Source organism: Lederbergia sp. B243.17 (assembly GCF_057657925.1).
Map to the genome: position 1 here is coordinate 34,357 of NZ_JBWBKF010000014.1, position 15,194 is coordinate 49,550.

15 protein-coding genes and 1 riboswitch are annotated in these 15,194 nt (G+C 49.0%); of the genes, 11 read left to right on the forward strand and 4 right to left on the reverse strand.

The window, feature by feature from the left end; genetic code table 11:
- Positions 1-91 precede the first annotated feature (91 nt).
- On the reverse strand, positions 92-370 hold the full coding sequence (locus AC0TWI_RS00865) for a hypothetical protein (RefSeq protein ID WP_488124446.1): 279 nt from the start codon (positions 368-370) through the stop codon (positions 92-94).
- A complete protein-coding gene (locus AC0TWI_RS00870; protein ID WP_488124447.1) occupies positions 360-2,504 on the reverse strand; it encodes an MMPL family transporter in 2,145 nt (714 codons plus the stop codon). The genes AC0TWI_RS00865 and AC0TWI_RS00870 overlap by 11 nt, the downstream gene beginning before the upstream one ends.
- A 154-nt stretch (positions 2,505-2,658) precedes the next feature.
- Between AC0TWI_RS00870 and AC0TWI_RS00875 the strand changes: the two genes are divergently transcribed.
- Both AC0TWI_RS00875 and AC0TWI_RS00880 read left to right on the forward strand, forming a co-directional pair.
- On the forward strand, positions 2,659-3,642 hold the full coding sequence (locus tag AC0TWI_RS00875; protein WP_488124448.1) for a DUF3231 family protein: 984 nt from the start codon (positions 2,659-2,661) through the stop codon (positions 3,640-3,642).
- A gap of 199 nt (positions 3,643-3,841) precedes the next feature.
- On the forward strand, positions 3,842-4,111 hold the full coding sequence (locus AC0TWI_RS00880; RefSeq protein ID WP_488124449.1) for a DUF2087 domain-containing protein: 270 nt from the start codon (positions 3,842-3,844) through the stop codon (positions 4,109-4,111).
- A 237-nt stretch (positions 4,112-4,348) separates the two neighbouring features.
- Here AC0TWI_RS00880 and AC0TWI_RS00885 read toward each other — a convergent pair whose 3' ends face one another.
- Positions 4,349-5,989: a SulP family inorganic anion transporter gene (locus AC0TWI_RS00885; protein ID WP_488124450.1), complete on the reverse strand. Its 1,641-nt coding sequence runs from the start codon at positions 5,987-5,989 to the stop codon at positions 4,349-4,351.
- Positions 5,990-6,208: 219 nt separating this feature from the next.
- On the opposite strand from AC0TWI_RS00885, the gene AC0TWI_RS00890 reads away from it, so the two are divergent.
- The 7 genes from AC0TWI_RS00890 (at position 6,209) to AC0TWI_RS00920 (ending at position 11,502) form a co-directional block, all read left to right on the forward strand.
- Positions 6,209-6,670 (forward strand): hypothetical protein, encoded by a 462-nt coding sequence (locus tag AC0TWI_RS00890; protein ID WP_488124451.1) that lies wholly within the window; start codon positions 6,209-6,211, stop codon positions 6,668-6,670.
- Positions 6,671-6,782: 112 nt separating this feature from the next.
- On the forward strand, positions 6,783-7,676 hold the full coding sequence (locus AC0TWI_RS00895; RefSeq protein ID WP_488124452.1) for a TIGR01777 family oxidoreductase: 894 nt from the start codon (positions 6,783-6,785) through the stop codon (positions 7,674-7,676).
- Positions 7,677-7,734: 58 nt separating this feature from the next.
- Positions 7,735-7,844, forward strand: a riboswitch (TPP riboswitch).
- Positions 7,845-7,934: 90 nt separating this feature from the next.
- Positions 7,935-8,927, forward strand: a complete 993-nt coding sequence (locus tag AC0TWI_RS00900; protein WP_488124453.1) for an ABC transporter substrate-binding protein — start codon at positions 7,935-7,937, stop codon at positions 8,925-8,927.
- A gap of 13 nt (positions 8,928-8,940) precedes the next feature.
- The gene (locus tag AC0TWI_RS00905) at positions 8,941-9,231 is read left to right on the forward strand and encodes a thiamine-binding protein (protein ID WP_488124454.1); all 291 of its coding nucleotides are present in this window, start codon (positions 8,941-8,943) and stop codon (positions 9,229-9,231) included.
- Entirely contained in the window at positions 9,231-9,992 is a 762-nt protein-coding gene (locus AC0TWI_RS00910) for an ABC transporter permease (RefSeq protein ID WP_488124455.1), read from the forward strand. The genes AC0TWI_RS00905 and AC0TWI_RS00910 overlap by 1 nt, the downstream gene beginning before the upstream one ends.
- Positions 9,993-10,736, forward strand: coding sequence for an ABC transporter ATP-binding protein (locus AC0TWI_RS00915; RefSeq protein ID WP_488124456.1), 744 nt, complete (start codon positions 9,993-9,995; stop codon positions 10,734-10,736).
- Positions 10,720-11,502, forward strand: coding sequence for a TatD family hydrolase (locus AC0TWI_RS00920; RefSeq protein WP_488124457.1), 783 nt, complete (start codon positions 10,720-10,722; stop codon positions 11,500-11,502). The genes AC0TWI_RS00915 and AC0TWI_RS00920 overlap by 17 nt, the downstream gene beginning before the upstream one ends.
- A gap of 39 nt (positions 11,503-11,541) precedes the next feature.
- Here the strand turns inward: AC0TWI_RS00920 and AC0TWI_RS00925 are convergent, their stop codons facing one another.
- Entirely contained in the window at positions 11,542-13,185 is a 1,644-nt protein-coding gene (locus tag AC0TWI_RS00925; RefSeq protein ID WP_488124501.1) for a glutathione ABC transporter substrate-binding protein, read from the reverse strand.
- A gap of 130 nt (positions 13,186-13,315) precedes the next feature.
- Here AC0TWI_RS00925 and AC0TWI_RS00930 point away from each other — a divergent pair, with 130 nt between their 5' ends.
- Together AC0TWI_RS00930 and AC0TWI_RS00935 are read left to right on the forward strand one after the other, a co-directional pair.
- A complete protein-coding gene (locus AC0TWI_RS00930) occupies positions 13,316-14,209 on the forward strand; it encodes an ABC transporter permease (RefSeq protein ID WP_488124458.1) in 894 nt (297 codons plus the stop codon).
- Positions 14,210-14,223: 14 nt separating this feature from the next.
- Positions 14,224-15,165, forward strand: coding sequence for an ABC transporter permease (locus AC0TWI_RS00935; protein ID WP_488124459.1), 942 nt, complete (start codon positions 14,224-14,226; stop codon positions 15,163-15,165).
- Positions 15,166-15,194: the final 29 nt, after the last annotated feature.

Genomic DNA, 15,194 nt, shown 5'->3' on the forward strand with positions numbered 1-15,194 from the left:
GAGTCGTCCTTGTCTAATTGAACATATTTACTTTCAGCATCTATCACGATTTCCAATTTATCTTGATCAGGGCTTATCCACAATTCGTATATCAAAGCATTCGCCTTGGGCCTTTTAAGTTGAATTTTGTAATCAGCAGGGCGGATCTCTCCACTTTTGCAGATTCCCAATTACCCGCGGTCAAAATTTCTTTGGATTTTTGGACTTGTTCCGGATCGGTAATTTTGTTGATGTCTTCGTATTGATTGTTATGGCCGATTCGCTTTTGAACTTCTATCTGCTGCTTTTCATTCATATGCGAACAGCCCGCAATAAAGATTGCTATGGTGGCGATAAATGCCGATAAAAATCTCAAAGCATTATTTGCCATATCCATGCTCCTTTTGTTTATGAAAAGGGGCCCACCAATTCAAGTCCCCTAATAATTTCATCAGCGACGGAACGAGAAGCATCCGGACAATTGTAGCATCGATGAAGATGGCGAGAGCGACCGTAACTCCCATTTGCTGGACAGGTACGATGCCGGTAAAGGCAAAGGCACCCGTAATGACAATCATAATTGCTGCGGCTGACGTAATGATTTTGCTTGTTGCCGTCAAGCCTTCCAATGTCGCGTGATCGTTGTCACCTATCTGCAAATAAATTTCGTGAATCCGGGAGATGAGGAAGACCTCATAATCCATACTTAGCCCAAATACGATACTGAACGCGAATACGGGGATCATCAGTGCAATGTCTGCGGGGTGGCTGACAAGATGGCCTTCCTGGAAGAGCCAGACGACAATCCCGAATGTGCAGCCGAGTGAGATGACATTCATGATGATTGCCTTCAGCGGAATGAGCACCGACTTAAAGGCGATAAAAAGGACGACGAACGTCGAAAGCAAAATAAACGTTAAGCTATAGCCGATTTTATCGTAAATCTCGTCAAAAATTTCCTGTTGGAACTTTGCTTCACCGCCCGTGCGTAAAATGAAATTGTCCCCTTTGTCATTTTGGCTGCGCACCCAATCTTTAGCCTCTTCTGAGGAGCGGTCTGCATCGAGTTCGATTTGGAGCAGCGCTAGTTTGCCGTTCGTCAATCCTTCAATGGCGGGAGCAAGCCGTTCTTTCATTTCAGGCTGCTGAAATGCGCTGTCAAGCTCGGCTGCGTTCATGCCTGTTGCTGAAAACACAGAGCCGACCTTCCCGACGAGCGGATCCTTCTCTAGCTTTTCCACTGTTTTCTCCAGCTCAGAAAGCGAATCGAGGATTTCCTCTTTGCCTGAAGCAATAATCGGTACTTCCGTGCGGTCCTTCTGCCGGAATGTATCCTCAAACTTTTCAAAAGCATTTCTTGTTTCATAGGATTTTGGAAGAGCGTCCGCTGCTGGAATCACCAGCTTCATATGAAATACAGGCAATGCCCCGATGATCAGGATACCGGTCGCTGCGACAGCCATCATGACGGGCCTTCTCATGACAAACGCCGCAAACTTGTGCCAGCTGCTTGTCGCCTTCTCTTTCCTTTTCAAAATTCGCCACTTGTCGATGCGCGGTCCGATGACAGCAAGCAGTGCAGGAAGGAACGTGTTCGCTGCGATTACAGTGGTGAGGACAACGGCAATCCCGCCGATGGCAACAGACTGGAAGACGCCGACTTGGATGAACAGCATGCCGATCATTCCCAGCAGTACACAGAATCCTGAAAAAACGATCGCCCTGCCAGAAGTCATAACGGTTTTGACAGCGGCCTCTTTCCATTGTTTTTCTGTCAGCTCTTCGCGGAAGCGATTTACGAACAGGAGGGCGAAGTCGATGCCGAGGGCAAGTCCGATCATCGGGCCGGTATTCAAGACAAAAATCGATAAGTCCACATACTTGCCGGTGAAATAAAGCAGACCCATGGCCACGACAACAGAGACGAATCCGGTAATAAGCGGAACCAATGCCGCAACCACGCCGCCAAAGGCGAGAAGCAGGACAAACAGTGCAATCGGGATGCCAATCAACTCAGCCCGGATCAGGTCTTCCTGTGCTGCCAGGCTCATATCTTCCTCGATCACTTCCTTGCCTGTCAGAGCTGCATTGAAGCCTTGTTCCTTTGGCAGGGTTTCTCTGATCGCTGCAATCTTGTCCGGCATGTCTTCATCTTCTGCACCTTCAAAGTGAATCAAGGCAAAGGCCCGGTTCTCCTTCACCATGTCCGGATTGTCTAAAGGAGACTGATAAATCGACGCACCGGCTTCTTCAGCGCGAGAAAGCGTCTTTTCAATAAAAGATTTGAAATCCCCGTCAGTGGCACTCTTTTTGTTTTCAAATAGTACAATAAGCGAGCCAGGTATACCGAAATCTTCTTCAAGAATGTCCTGCACATCTTGATAGGTTCCGGCATACTCAAACCCGCTGCCACCGAGAACAGCAGGCAGCTTCAGCGCAAAAAAACCGAAAAAGAGGACAAGAACCGTCCAGGCAGTCAAAACGGATTTACGATAACGATAGATGAGCAGTGCCAGCTTCTCCATTATGCCTCCTCATATTCCACTTGTTTTCCCCTAGCATAAAACATATCGGAAAGCGATGCCAATAAAGCCAGTCAGTAGCTGAAAAAAGGAAGGATGCATAAATGCTGGAAGGGGGGTGAAAATACGTTAAAACACGTACTTGGAGGTTTATCTATTGGCGAATCAACCTAAAATGAGCTCCGTTGAACTCGGGGCACTATGGATGACATATCATAAAAAAACAATGATTTTGAGAATCCTGGAATACATCATCGAAAAAGCCGATGAGGACGAAGCCAAGAGTCTCATGACAGGATTATGGAATGAACTTCATCCGATGGTTATTGAAATCCAAAATTTGCTTGGAAAAGAAGGGGCAGCCCAGCCAGAAGGTTTCACGAAAGAAGACGTAAATCTGGATGCCCCAAAGTTATGGGAAAACGGGTTTGATATTATGCTTTGCCGATTTCTGAAGGAAGTGAGTACCGGGATGTACGCTCTACACTTAACCATTTCATATCGAGAAGATATTGTGAAGTTTTATAAAAAACTTACGAAAATAACAGAGTATTACTATAACGCGTTTACACAATACCTTCTTGAAAAGGCGATTATTCCACGCCCCACTTTAGTGAATATGCCAAAATCAATTGATTTTATCACCGACAAAAAATACTTTAAAGGCACAAACCTTGCAGGGCAAAAACGGCAAATGAATACTGTGGAATATGGCGTCCTCTACCGGGCGATTGAGTCTAATGTGACAGGGATGCAGTTATTAAAGGGGTTTATCCAATGTACCGATGACAAGGAAGTCCAGAAGTATTTTTCAAAAGGGCTGGAGCTTGCAAAAAACACGATGAAAACAGTAGGGGATATGATGCTCGAGGATGACATCCCGCCTCTTGCTACACAGGGAGGAACCGTTACTAGCTCAACGATCGCCCCATTTTCAAACAGATTGATGTTGTTTTGCAATTATCTTTTTGGCAGCTTTGCTCTTGGAGGCCAAGGCTTTAGCGCTACATTATTGTGGCGCAACGATTTAGTCCTCCATACAGCGACAGAAGCAAAGGGAATATTTGATTACAATCGGGAAGGACTCGAGCTTATGATGAAGATGGGGTGGATTGAGGAGCCGCCAGTAATGGATCTTTAACTCTTTCTGTTTTCTTTGAGAATGAAGTTGAAGAAGGGGAGGTTAACTCGCTTGCAACAGGAGGAAAGGCAGTTTCCTCCATCACCTGTCAAATGTGAAACTTGCGGGGCAAGAATAAGGAAAAAACGAACGATGCTCTCTTCTCTTGAAGGATTTTAGGCAGAAGTGCCGAAAAGGGATAAGGGGGAGAGTGAATCGCATGGTACCAAAAGAAATCAGCAGCTTCTATAATGGCGAGGGACAGCTTAAAGCCTGGCCGGCTAAGCGAAGCCGGAAGAAAATGGCTGTTGAGTGGCTTGCCGACTTTTTTGAGGATGGACGGGAGTACAGCGAAAAAGAAGTAAACGAGTTGCTTGACCGGCATCATACATTCGGCGATGCCGCGCTTCTCCGCCGTGAATTGTTCGAAAACAAGTTTTTGGACCGAACGGCAGACGGATCCCGCTATTGGAAAACTGCAAGTAAATAAGAAGGAGAGAGGGCTGTCTCGAAAGTCGGTGAAAACTGATTTTCTATGACGGCCCTTTCATCTTGTGTGAAGGTGAAGATGGAGTTTTTTTTCGTTGTCTATCTTACTCTTTGACACCTGAAGAATTCGGAAAATCAATTCCTCAGGTGTCAATCCTGTCTTTTGATACCTGAAGAAAACAAAACTCCCTATCTTCCGGTGTAAATCCCGCCCTTTGATACCAGAAGAAAACGAAAATCATTCATTGGCAATGGAAACGAGCGCAGGTTCCTTTTCGTTTCCAGCGGCTGCCCGAATGGCACTTTCTTCGTCGGGGTGGAAGGCGTCCGCCCCCATGCTTTCGAAAAGGCCGCTTTTTTTGAACAGCTCCAATCCCCATCGCGGCAGCCCGGCAATCAGTACGGTTTTGCCCGATTTCTTCATACTGCTGATGAAGGAGGCAAGCTTTTCCTCAGCGGTGGCATCAATAAAGGTCACTTCGCTCATATTGAGGATGATGACGTTCGGCGCGCTCTCAAGCGTGGCTGAGAGGGAATGCTCAAATGCCTGGGCGGTTCCGAAGAAAAGCGGCCCTTTTACCGTAAAAGTCTTATAGCGGAAATGGGCAGTCAGATCGAGGGCTTCCTGCTGCGATCGCTCAAAGCCAAGCGATTCGCTTTTCTTTTTGATAAAGGAGAGAAAGGCGAGCAGCAGTCCGGCCTGGACAGCGACAGTCAGATTAACGAAAACAGTCAGCAGGAAGGTGGCCAGGAGCACAATCGAATCGCTTGTGCGAAGCATTACAATCTGCCTGAAGGCTTTTCTCTCACTCATATTCCAAGCGACAAGCATCAGAATCGGTGCCATCGCGGCAAGTGGAATAAAAGAGGCGTAAGGGGCAAGCAGGAGCAGCGTAATGAGCACAAACAGGCTGTGAAAGATGCCGGAGAGCGGGCTGAACGCACCGGACTTGATATTGGTCGCCGTCCGCGCAATCGCATCTGTAGCCGGGATTCCGCCGAAAAGCGGGGCAGCGACATTGGCCAGTCCCTGTCCGAACAGCTCGCGGTTGGAACGGTGCCGGTCTCCCGTCATGCCGTCAGCAACAACGGCTGAAAGCAATGATTCGATCGCCCCGAGGGCAGCGATGATCAAAGCAGGCTGCCAAAGAAGCCCGACCTTTTCGAGTGTAATTTCCGGAAAAGCAAACTTCGGCAGCGACTGTGGTATCCCACCGAACACTGTACCGATCGTTGCAACCTTTGACGGGAAAAATATAGCGGCGGCTATCGTCGGGATGATCAGCCCGGCGAGTAATACCGGCACTTTTGGCATAATCTTCGGCAGGAAGAAAATGACGAGCAGTCCGATGGCGGCAGTGAGAATGCTGTAGCCGCTCGCACCGCCAATATGACCGAAGAAGACGGCCATATTCTGATGAAAGTACTCTTTTTTCTCCAAATCCGCCAGCCCGAAAAAGTTGCCAAGCTGCCCGGTGAAAATGATGACTGCAATGCCGGCGGTAAAGCCGATGGTTACAGAGCGGGGAATATAGTGAATCAGATTCCCTAATTTGAAAAGACTCATCGCCATTAGCAAAATGCCTGCCATAAAGCCGGCGATGAGCAGATTCTCGTAGCCGTACTGAAGCACAACGGCAAGCAAAATCGGAATAAACGCCCCGGTGGGTCCCGCAATCTGAAATCTTGATCCTCCAAATAAAGCAACAATCAATCCGGCAATGACGGTCGTATAGATGCCATATTCAGGCTTGACTCCTGACGCCATGGCAAAAGCCATCCCCAAAGGAATGGCCACAATTCCGACAGTAATTCCGGATATGAAGTCTTTACGGAGGTTTGCGGGCTGGTATCCTTGAAACCGATCATCAGCAAACAAACGCTTCATCTCCTGTTGAATGAAAGTGATTTCACTAATTATATAGTATTCAAAAAATACTGACTTGTCAAGAACTCCGACGGACTGGCCAGTCTGTTAAAAGAGACTGTAGCCAGGTAGCCGGTAAAAATTGGGCGGTGCGTCCCGCCGGCGCAAAGGTTTAAAACCAGATGAAAAAGGTAAATAGATATACAAACAATGGAGTAGGGGGAAGCGAAGATGAGCAGTGTGTTTAAGGAAATAAATAGTAACGGTACAGAGACAGCAGGATCCAAACTGCAAATCAAGGCTTTTGAAAAAGGCGATCCATCGCCGTTCAAGGATATCAATTACAATGAAATGAGTGTTTATGAACTGACTGACTATACATTGCGGACACCGATGGAAAAAATGGACGTGTTCAGCGAGATGCTTGAGCTGCCGCTTGATTGCGAACTGTGGATCTTGCCATTCACAGAGGAAACATCACAGCTTTTGAAGGAACTGCCGAGAGACGAAACATACGAAAAGACCGCATCCCTATTTAAAATGCTTTCAACCGTAAAGGACACTGTGGAGACGGACCGCTCTTTTATCGTCGCCAACTGCGGGGTATGCGAAGAGCTGATTGGAAAGCTGGAAGAGCTCGGCTATACGTTGAAGCCGATGAATCAAGAAGAACTGCAATCTATTTCCTTATAAGCGAAGGCCGGATCCGATAAGCTTGGATCCGGCCGTTTTTATTTTCTCCTATCTGTAAACATTGCGGTCCTCCCGCACGACGTTATAATGAAGAAAAAGGCAGGGATAGGAAATGCGGATTGCGATTGCAGGCGGAAGCGGTTTTGTCGGGGCGGAGTTGAAGCGGCAGCTGAACGAAAACGGCCATCAAGTGGTAATTCTGACCCGGAGCCGAGAGCGGGCGAAGGAACCGGGTTATGTCCAGTGGCTTGAGGAAGGCTGCATTCCGGAGAAACATCTCGGCGAAGTGGATGCATTCGTCAACCTTGCCGGAGATTCGATCAATGGCTTGAGATGGACGAAGGCGAAGAAGAAGCGGATTCTCCAGAGCAGGATGGACGCGACTCGCGAGGTGATTCGTATTTTTGCAGCATTGGAAAGAAAGCCGGAGGTGCTCATCAACGCTTCGGCGGTCGGGTATTACGGAATGTCGGAAACAGCAAGGTTCACGGAACAGGACAGGCCGGCTGCGGATGATTTCTTGGCAAACGTCGTCCGTGAATGGGAAGAGGAAGCGGCGAAAGCGGAACCTCTTGGTATCCGGACCGTGTTTGCCAGGCTCGGAATCGTGCTCGGTGATGGCGGCGCTTTGCCGCTGATGGCTCTTCCGTATAAACTCGGCGCAGGCGGGACAATCGGTTCCGGCCGGCAGTGGATCTCCTGGATTCAGGTGGCAGATGCCGCAGGGCTGATCCGTTTCGCTATTGAAAACTCCCGCATAACTGGCCCTCTCAATTTGACTGCCCCGCAGCCTGTCCGGATGCAGGAGTTTGGAAAAATGCTTGGAAACGTCCTGCACCGCCCCCACTGGCTGCCTGTACCTGCCCCTGTATTAAAGCTTCTGCTCGGGGAAATGAACGTCATGCTTACGGCCGGACAATGCGCGATCCCGAAAAAGGCGGCGGAACATGGTTATTCCTATCAATATCCTGTTCTCGGGCAGGCTTTGGAGAAAAGCCTGCAGTAGGGTTCCGTTTCTGGCAATTTGGCGAAACTTTGTTATAATAGGATTGTCAAACAAATATATAGGAATGTGGGGGAACCGGTGATGCCGGTTGAGAGAGTGTCCGATAGACATTGACCCTTTGAACCTGCTCTGGCTCATACCAGCGAAGGGAACATACGACTCGATTATGAATGAGTGTTCTTTTTGATGCCCAGGTTACTCACCTGGGCATCTTTTCGTTTGCGGTTCAAACTCCCCTTCACGCTAAGGAGGAAAAAGATGAAGAAATGGCTACTTTTCACTGCTGCCCTGCTCTTATTAGTGGCCGGCTGCGGGAAAAAAGAACAGGAGGAGTCGTCGTCCGGAAAGTCTGACGAGAGGAAGGTTTCTGTCGTACTTGATTGGACTCCGAATACGAATCACACTGGGCTCTACGTCGCGAGAGAAAAAGGCTTTTTCAAGAAGCATGGGATTGATGCCGACATCATCCTGCCGGGAGAGGCCGGCGTTGATCAGCTTGTCGCATCCGGCAAGGCCGATTTCGGGATTACGACACAGGAATCTGTGACAGAAGCGCGGACCCAGGATGTGCCGATCGTCTCGATTGGCGCGATAATTCAGCACAACACGTCGGGCTTCGCTGCACCTGTTGATAAAAACATTACCCGTCCGAAGGATTTTGAAGGGAAGACGTATGGAGGTTGGGGAGCCCCGGTTGAGCAGGCAATGCTCAAGACGATCATGGAGCAGGACGGCGGCGATCCGGGCAAGCTTGAGATGATCAACATGGGGGATACCGACTTTTTTACGGCTGTTAAAAGAGATATCGACTTTGCCTGGATATACTATGCTTGGACGGGAGTTGAAGCGGAACGGCGCAATGAAGATATCAATATGCTTTATCTGATCGACTACGCTGAAGAGCTGGATTATTATACTCCGGTGATCGGGACAAATGAAAAATTGATCGAGAAAGATCCTGAACTGGTCAAGGCATTTATGGCGGCTGTTGCAGAAGGCTACGAGTTTGCGATTGAAAACCCGGATGAAGCAGCGGAAATCCTGATTGATGCAGAGCCGGATCTTGATCCTGAACTTGTGAAAAGCAGCCAAAAGTGGCTTGCTGATAAATACAAAGACGATGCCCCGAGATGGGGAGAGCAGAAAAAGGAAGTCTGGCAGAAATATACCGATTGGATGATGAAAAACGATTTGCTTGATCGGGAACTTGATGTCGACAGCGCCTTTACGAATGAATTTTTACCCGAATAAGGAGGAAGAAATAATGGCTAATTCACTAGTAAGCATACAAATTATACCGAAAACGAAAAACGGGGAAGACTCGATTCCTTTTGTGGATGAAGCAATCAAGATCATTCAGGAGTCCGGGGTGAAATATGCAGTCAATCCGCTGGAGACAACGATGGAAGGGGAGCTGTCCGAACTGCTCGGTATCATCGAGAAGATGCATGCGCGCATGGAAGAACTCGGCATTGATACAGTGCTCAGCCAAGTGAAAATTGCCTCTAGCCGAGAAGGATTCACCATGGAGGGGCTGACGGTGAAATACCGCTGATGGCCGGGTTTTGGAAGAGAGCAGGCAAGCCGGCAGCCGTTGTTGCCGCGGTTCTTCTTCTATGGGAATTGCTTGTCAGGCAGTTTGATGTACCAAGTTGGCTTTTACCCGCACCAAGCGGAATCTGGCAGGAAGGGGTCAAGGGCTTCGGTGGTTTCCTGCCTCATATGGGCTCGACCATTTGGCTTGCTGTAGCCGGATTTGTGATCGGCTGCTCGATCGGCATTGCAGCCGCCGTCCTGCTTCACCTTTTGCCTGGCGTGCGGGAAGCTGTTTATCCGCTGCTGATCCTGACCCAGAATGTGCCGATCATTGTGCTTGCGCCGCTGCTCGTCATCTGGTTCGGCTTCGGCATGCTGCCAAAACTGATCGTCATCACGCTCGTCTGCTTTTTCCCGGTGACGATTGCCGCCCTCAGCGGCCTGAACAACCCGCCGCCTGAAATGAAGCATTATATGATGATGGCTGGAGCTTCAAAACAGCAGGTTTTCTCGAAGCTCGAATGGCCGAACGCAATGCCGTCATTGTTTTCCGGTCTGCGAATTTCCGCCACCTACAGTGTGATGGGAGCGGTCATTTCCGAATGGCTCGGAGCGAAAAAGGGGATCGGCGTATACATGACACTCGCCTCATCTTCGTTCCGGACCGAACGGGTATTTGTCGCCATTATCGCGATCATGATCCTCAGCCTGCTTTTTTTCGGGGTAATTGTCCTCGCGGAGCGCTATTTTGCCGGCTGGCGGAAAAAAGGGGATGAATAGATGGGAACATTGTCAATCCGGCAGCTTTCCAAAAGTTTTCAAAACCGGGAAGTGCTAAAGGACGTAAACATGGATGTGAAGGAAGGCGAGTTCGTCTCTATTCTCGGACCTTCCGGCAGCGGGAAAAGCACGCTCTTCCATCTGATCGGCGGATTGCTTGAGCCTGACAGCGGAGAGATTCTTCTCGACGGAAAAAACATTACCGGCCAGCGGGGGCTGATCAGCTATATGCCGCAGCAGCCGGCACTTTTTCCGTGGCGGACAGTGCTGGAGAATGTTTTGCTCGGCCAGGAAATCGCAGGGAAGCCAGATAAACAGGAAGCGATGAGGATGATCAATCGGGCAGGTTTGTCCGGATACGAGAATGCGCGTCCTGATGCATTGTCCGGCGGGATGAAACAGCGGGCTGCCTTTATCCGGGCACTGCTCAGCCCTCAGCCGCTCATTTTGCTTGATGAACCATTCTCCGCATTGGACGACTTCACTCGCCAGGAGATGCATGAGTGGCTGCTTGATATTTGGGCGGAGCATAGGAAGACGGTTCTGTTCGTGACCCATAATATTGATGAAGCGCTTTTTCTTTCGGATCGGATCCTTGTCCTGTCAACAAGCCCGGCCAGAATCCAGTCTGAATGGAAAATCCCTTTCCCTAGGCCGAGGGACGAAGCACTCCTTTTGTCGGACGAATTTTTGAACTGGAAAAGAAAAGTGCGGGGAGATGAACAGTATGCATCCCATTATTGATGCTCATATCCATCTTGACCATTATAAAGAGAGGGAGATCGAGAAGATTCTCGCTGGCCTGCCAAAAGCCGGATGTGACGCACTCATCTCGGTTTCCTATGATCTCGAATCTTGCAAAAAAAACCTTGCCCTCAGCCAATGGCATAAAGAGGTAAAGCCTGCATTTGGCTTTCATCCAGAACAGCTGCTACCTTCAGATGAGGAACTGGAAGGGCTGCAGGCTTTTATCGATGAAAATAAGGACAGCATGATCGCAGTCGGTGAAGTTGGCCTGCCCTATTACCTGCGCCAGGAAATGAATCATGACATCCAAATGGATCGGTATACAGAGATGCTGTCCTTTTGGATCGGGCTGGCGAAGAAGCTGGACAAACCAATTGTCCTCCATGCCGTCTATGACGACGCGGACATCGCTTGCGATTTGCTTGAGAAACACTCCTTTTCAAAGGCACATTTTCACTGGTTCAAGGGTGCAAAGCCGACAGTAGAGCGGATGATGAAGAATGGTTATTTCGTCTCGGTGACTCCGGATGTATGCTATGAGCCGGAAATTCAGGAGCTGGTCAAAGCTGTCCCGCTTGAGCGGCTGATGGTGGAGACTGATGGGCCTTGGCCATTTGAAGGTCCTTTTGCCAGCCGCCTTACCCAACCGGCGATGATCCAACAATCAATCGCAACCATTGCCCTTCTGAAAAGGGAAGAGGAGGAGGCAATCAGTCGGAGCCTCTATAAAAATACAAAGCGATTCTATCAGCTGCATGAATAAGAAGAGCGCCGCGATTTTTTTCGCGGCGCTCTGCGTGTATTATTCTACAAACTTTACATTTTTCAGCTGGTAGATACCTGACGTATCAATAGAATAGCCATCGATTTTGTTGCTGATACCATTGAGATACTCCTGGTGATGGATATAGACCATCGGAGCATCAGTGACAAGGTGTTCCATAACTTGTTTATAAAGGTCCTGTCTTTTGCCAGGGTCCGTTTCACGGCGTCCATCATCGAGAAGTTTGTCAACTTCTGCATTCTCGTAGAAGGAGCGGTTGCCCGGATCTCCTTTTTGTGAAGAGTGGAACAGGGCATACAAGCCATAGTCGGCATCGCCTGTCGGATTCGACCAGCCGAGAATGAACATATCATGTTCGCCTGCTGCCGTTTTTTCCAAGTAGGCGCCGAATTCCATTATTTCGATTTCCACTTCAATATTCACTGCTTTCAATGCTTCTTGCAGCATAACAGCAGTGTCGACACGCTGCGGATTGTCGTTCGTCCAAATAGTTGATTTAAACCCGCCTTCCAGACCGGCTTCTTTCAAAAGTTCCTTCGCTTTTTCCACATTGTAATCAAGCGGCTTTACTTCGTCCGTGTAGCCGAAAATACCAGGTGCAAGCGGTCCTACGGCCGGGATGCCGTACCCATCGTAAATACCACTGATGATCTCATCCTTGTTGACGAGCATTGAGATTGCCTGGCGCACTTTTACATCGTTGAATGGTTCTTTTTCTGTATTAAAGCCGATGTACGATAAGCTTGAAGAGGCTTTCTGGTTAACAGAACCGTAATCTGAATCGTTAATGCGCTTCACTTCATTTGGCTGAACAGGATCGATGATATGAGCATATCCGCTTTCCAGATCAGCAATCCGAGTTGCGCTTTCCGGAACGACTTTAAACGTGACTGAGTCGACGAGCGGCGGAGTATCCCAGTATGCATCGTTTTTGACAAGCTTGATTTCAGAGCCCGGATTCCAGCTTTCAAATTTGAAATAGCCGGTTCCGACAGGGTTTTCACTGATAATGGCGCCAGGGTCTTTTCCTCCTTCCATCGCCGCATAATCCTCTTTAATGGATTTCGGGCTGATCATGCCGCCTCCGTTATGGGAAAGGTGGGCCAGGAGTGGAGCGAATGGGTATTCTGTTTTGATTCGTACCGTATAATCATCCACGACCTCTATATCAGAAACCATTTCATATAGGAAGTAGCGGGGAGAGGCGACTTTTTCATCTCGTACTCTATCCAAGTTCGCCTTTACAGCTTCTGCGGTGAACTTTTCACCGTCATGGAAGCTTACATCGTCACGAAGCTTGAATTCCCAAGTGAGGTCGTCAACCGCCTCCCATTCTGTCGCAAGTCCGGGCTCGATTTCATTTGCTTCATTGCGGGTGACCAATGTTTCATAAATGTTTGCCTGGATATTGGATGATGGGACATCGTTCGAACCATGGGGATCAAGGGATGAAGCATCCGACTGCACATCGAGGATGAGGTCCCCGCCCGCCACTTCTTCTTCTTCTTTCTTGCCGCCGGCATTTTCGCCGCCCGTATTTTCATTTCCTTTCGGCTCTTCCTTGCTGCCGGTAGATTTGCCGCTTCCGCCTGCGCAAGCAGCCAGTCCCAGTGACAGGACAAGTGTGAGCAGGAGAACCCACAATTTTTTGTGTTGTTTGATCACAGATTTTTTCCCCCTCTGAAATTGTATTTATATCTAAAGCATATTTCGGAAATGGCAGAACATACATTATTTTAATGAAAGATTTGAAAGGATATTTAGTAGAAAAGTAGAAAGAGGGGTGATTTCATTGTCTCAGCCAGCCATCAAAGTAGTCTCGAAACAACTGCAGCAGAAAAATCCGCGCATCGGGAGATACAAAACATTTTGGGGGAAACTGAGGAAAAACAAAGCCGCTGTAGCCGGAGGCGCCTTGATCGTACTTTTTCTCGTGATCGCCATTTTTGGACCAGCTATGGTGAAGATGGATCCGTATAAGGTGATGGTGATGAACAAGCTGCAGCCTCCCTCGGGAGAGCACTGGTTCGGTACCGATAATTTTGGCCGTGATATCTTTACAAGGATTATCTTCGGGATGAGGATTACGCTGTCTGTCGGCTTTTTCTCCGTAGCGATCGGAGGACTCGCCGGCATTCTTCTCGGCGTCTTCGCCGGTTATTACGGTGGGGTGGCAGATACGATAATCATGAGAGTCATGGATGTCTTGCTCGCCTTTCCGGGTATTCTGCTTGCACTTGCCATTGTAAGTGTCCTTGGCGGGAGTGTTGTAAACGTTATTATTGCGGTCGGAATTTTTTCAATCCCGGCTTTTGCGAGAATCGTCCGCGGGTCGACGTTGGCGATCAGAAAATTGGAGTACATTGATGCGGTCAAGGCACTCGGCGCTTCTGATGTGAGAATCATTTTCAAGCATATTTTGCCGAATGTCATGTCTCCGATCATCGTCCAGGCGACGCTCCGGATTGCGACTGCCATTTTGACCGCAAGCGGGCTTGCCTTCCTCGGTCTCGGTGCAAAACCCCCGAAACCGGAATGGGGGGCGATGCTGAGTGATGGAAGGGCGTTCATGATTGATTCTCCGCATGTTGTCTTGTTTCCCGGGCTGATGATCGTGCTAGTTGTTCTCGCTTTTAATCTGTTCGGGGATGGGTTGAGGGATGCGCTCGATCCGAAAACGAAATAAGGGGATGCATGCTAATGACTAAATACATCATCCGGCGTTTGCTGCAAACGATTCCTGTGCTGATCGGCGTGTCGATTCTCGTATTCTCGCTCATGCATCTTATTCCGGGCGACCCTGCGCAGATGATTGCAGGAGAAGGCGCTTCACCAAAAACAGTCGAACAGATCAGGGAAAAGCTCGGGCTTAATGAACCGGTAACGACCCAGTACTTCTCCTATGTGAAAAATGTCCTTCAGGGCGACCTCGGCAACTCGATCCGAAGCGGCCGGGCAGTCGGAGATGAGATTAAGGCGCGTTTTTGGGTGACGGTCGAGCTCGCTTTCTATGCAACAATACTTGCGGTGTTCATCGGCTTGATTGCAGGCATTATATCAGCGGTCCGGCGCTATACTTTCCTCGATGTGGCAATCATGATTATTGCGCTTTTTGGCCTGTCGATGCCGAATTTCTGGATGGGCCTTCTATTAATCCAATACTTCACAGGGGGAGCTGACTGGCTTCCGGAAATTCTCCGCATGCGCCCATCGGGCTGGGGCGATGACTGGCGGCAAGTCCTCCTGCCAGTCGTGACGCTCGGTACGGGGGGGGCGGCGATTATCGCCAGAATGACGAGGTCATCAATGCTTGAGGTGATTGACCAGGACTATATCCGCACGGCTCGGGCGAAAGGAGTAGGCGAACGGTCGGTCATTTACCGCCATGCTTTGAAAAATGCACTCATTCCGGTCATCACGGTTGTCGGTCTTGAGTTCGGTGCATTTCTCGGCGGCGCTGTGCTGACCGAAACCATCTTTGCCATTAACGGAATGGGAAGGCTGACGATCGATGCGATCAGACAGCGGGATTTCCCGATCGTTCAGGGAACCGTTCTTGTTATCTCGGTCCTATTTGTCCTTGTTAATCTGCTGGTTGACATTTCGTACAAGCTGCTAAATAAACGGATTGACTTGAAGTGATAAAAAGTATAGAGAGTGGTGAACACAAA

What these genes read in the sequence shown, in the direction of transcription:
- AC0TWI_RS00865 (WP_488124446.1), bottom strand. Translation starts at nt 370, where the DNA reads ATGGCAAATAATGCTTTGAGATTTTTATCGGCATTTATCGCCACCATA.
- AC0TWI_RS00870 (WP_488124447.1), bottom strand. Translation starts at nt 2,504, where the DNA reads ATGGAGAAGCTGGCACTGCTCATCTATCGTTATCGTAAATCCGTTTTG.
- AC0TWI_RS00880 (WP_488124449.1), top strand. Translation starts at nt 3,842, where the DNA reads ATGGTACCAAAAGAAATCAGCAGCTTCTATAATGGCGAGGGACAGCTT.
- AC0TWI_RS00890 (WP_488124451.1), top strand. Translation starts at nt 6,209, where the DNA reads ATGAGCAGTGTGTTTAAGGAAATAAATAGTAACGGTACAGAGACAGCA.
- AC0TWI_RS00895 (WP_488124452.1), top strand. Translation starts at nt 6,783, where the DNA reads ATGCGGATTGCGATTGCAGGCGGAAGCGGTTTTGTCGGGGCGGAGTTG.
- AC0TWI_RS00900 (WP_488124453.1), top strand. Translation starts at nt 7,935, where the DNA reads ATGAAGAAATGGCTACTTTTCACTGCTGCCCTGCTCTTATTAGTGGCC.
- AC0TWI_RS00905 (WP_488124454.1), top strand. Translation starts at nt 8,941, where the DNA reads ATGGCTAATTCACTAGTAAGCATACAAATTATACCGAAAACGAAAAAC.
- AC0TWI_RS00910 (WP_488124455.1), top strand. Translation starts at nt 9,231, where the DNA reads ATGGCCGGGTTTTGGAAGAGAGCAGGCAAGCCGGCAGCCGTTGTTGCC.
- AC0TWI_RS00915 (WP_488124456.1), top strand. Translation starts at nt 9,993, where the DNA reads ATGGGAACATTGTCAATCCGGCAGCTTTCCAAAAGTTTTCAAAACCGG.
- AC0TWI_RS00920 (WP_488124457.1), top strand. Translation starts at nt 10,720, where the DNA reads ATGCATCCCATTATTGATGCTCATATCCATCTTGACCATTATAAAGAG.
- AC0TWI_RS00935 (WP_488124459.1), top strand. Translation starts at nt 14,224, where the DNA reads ATGACTAAATACATCATCCGGCGTTTGCTGCAAACGATTCCTGTGCTG.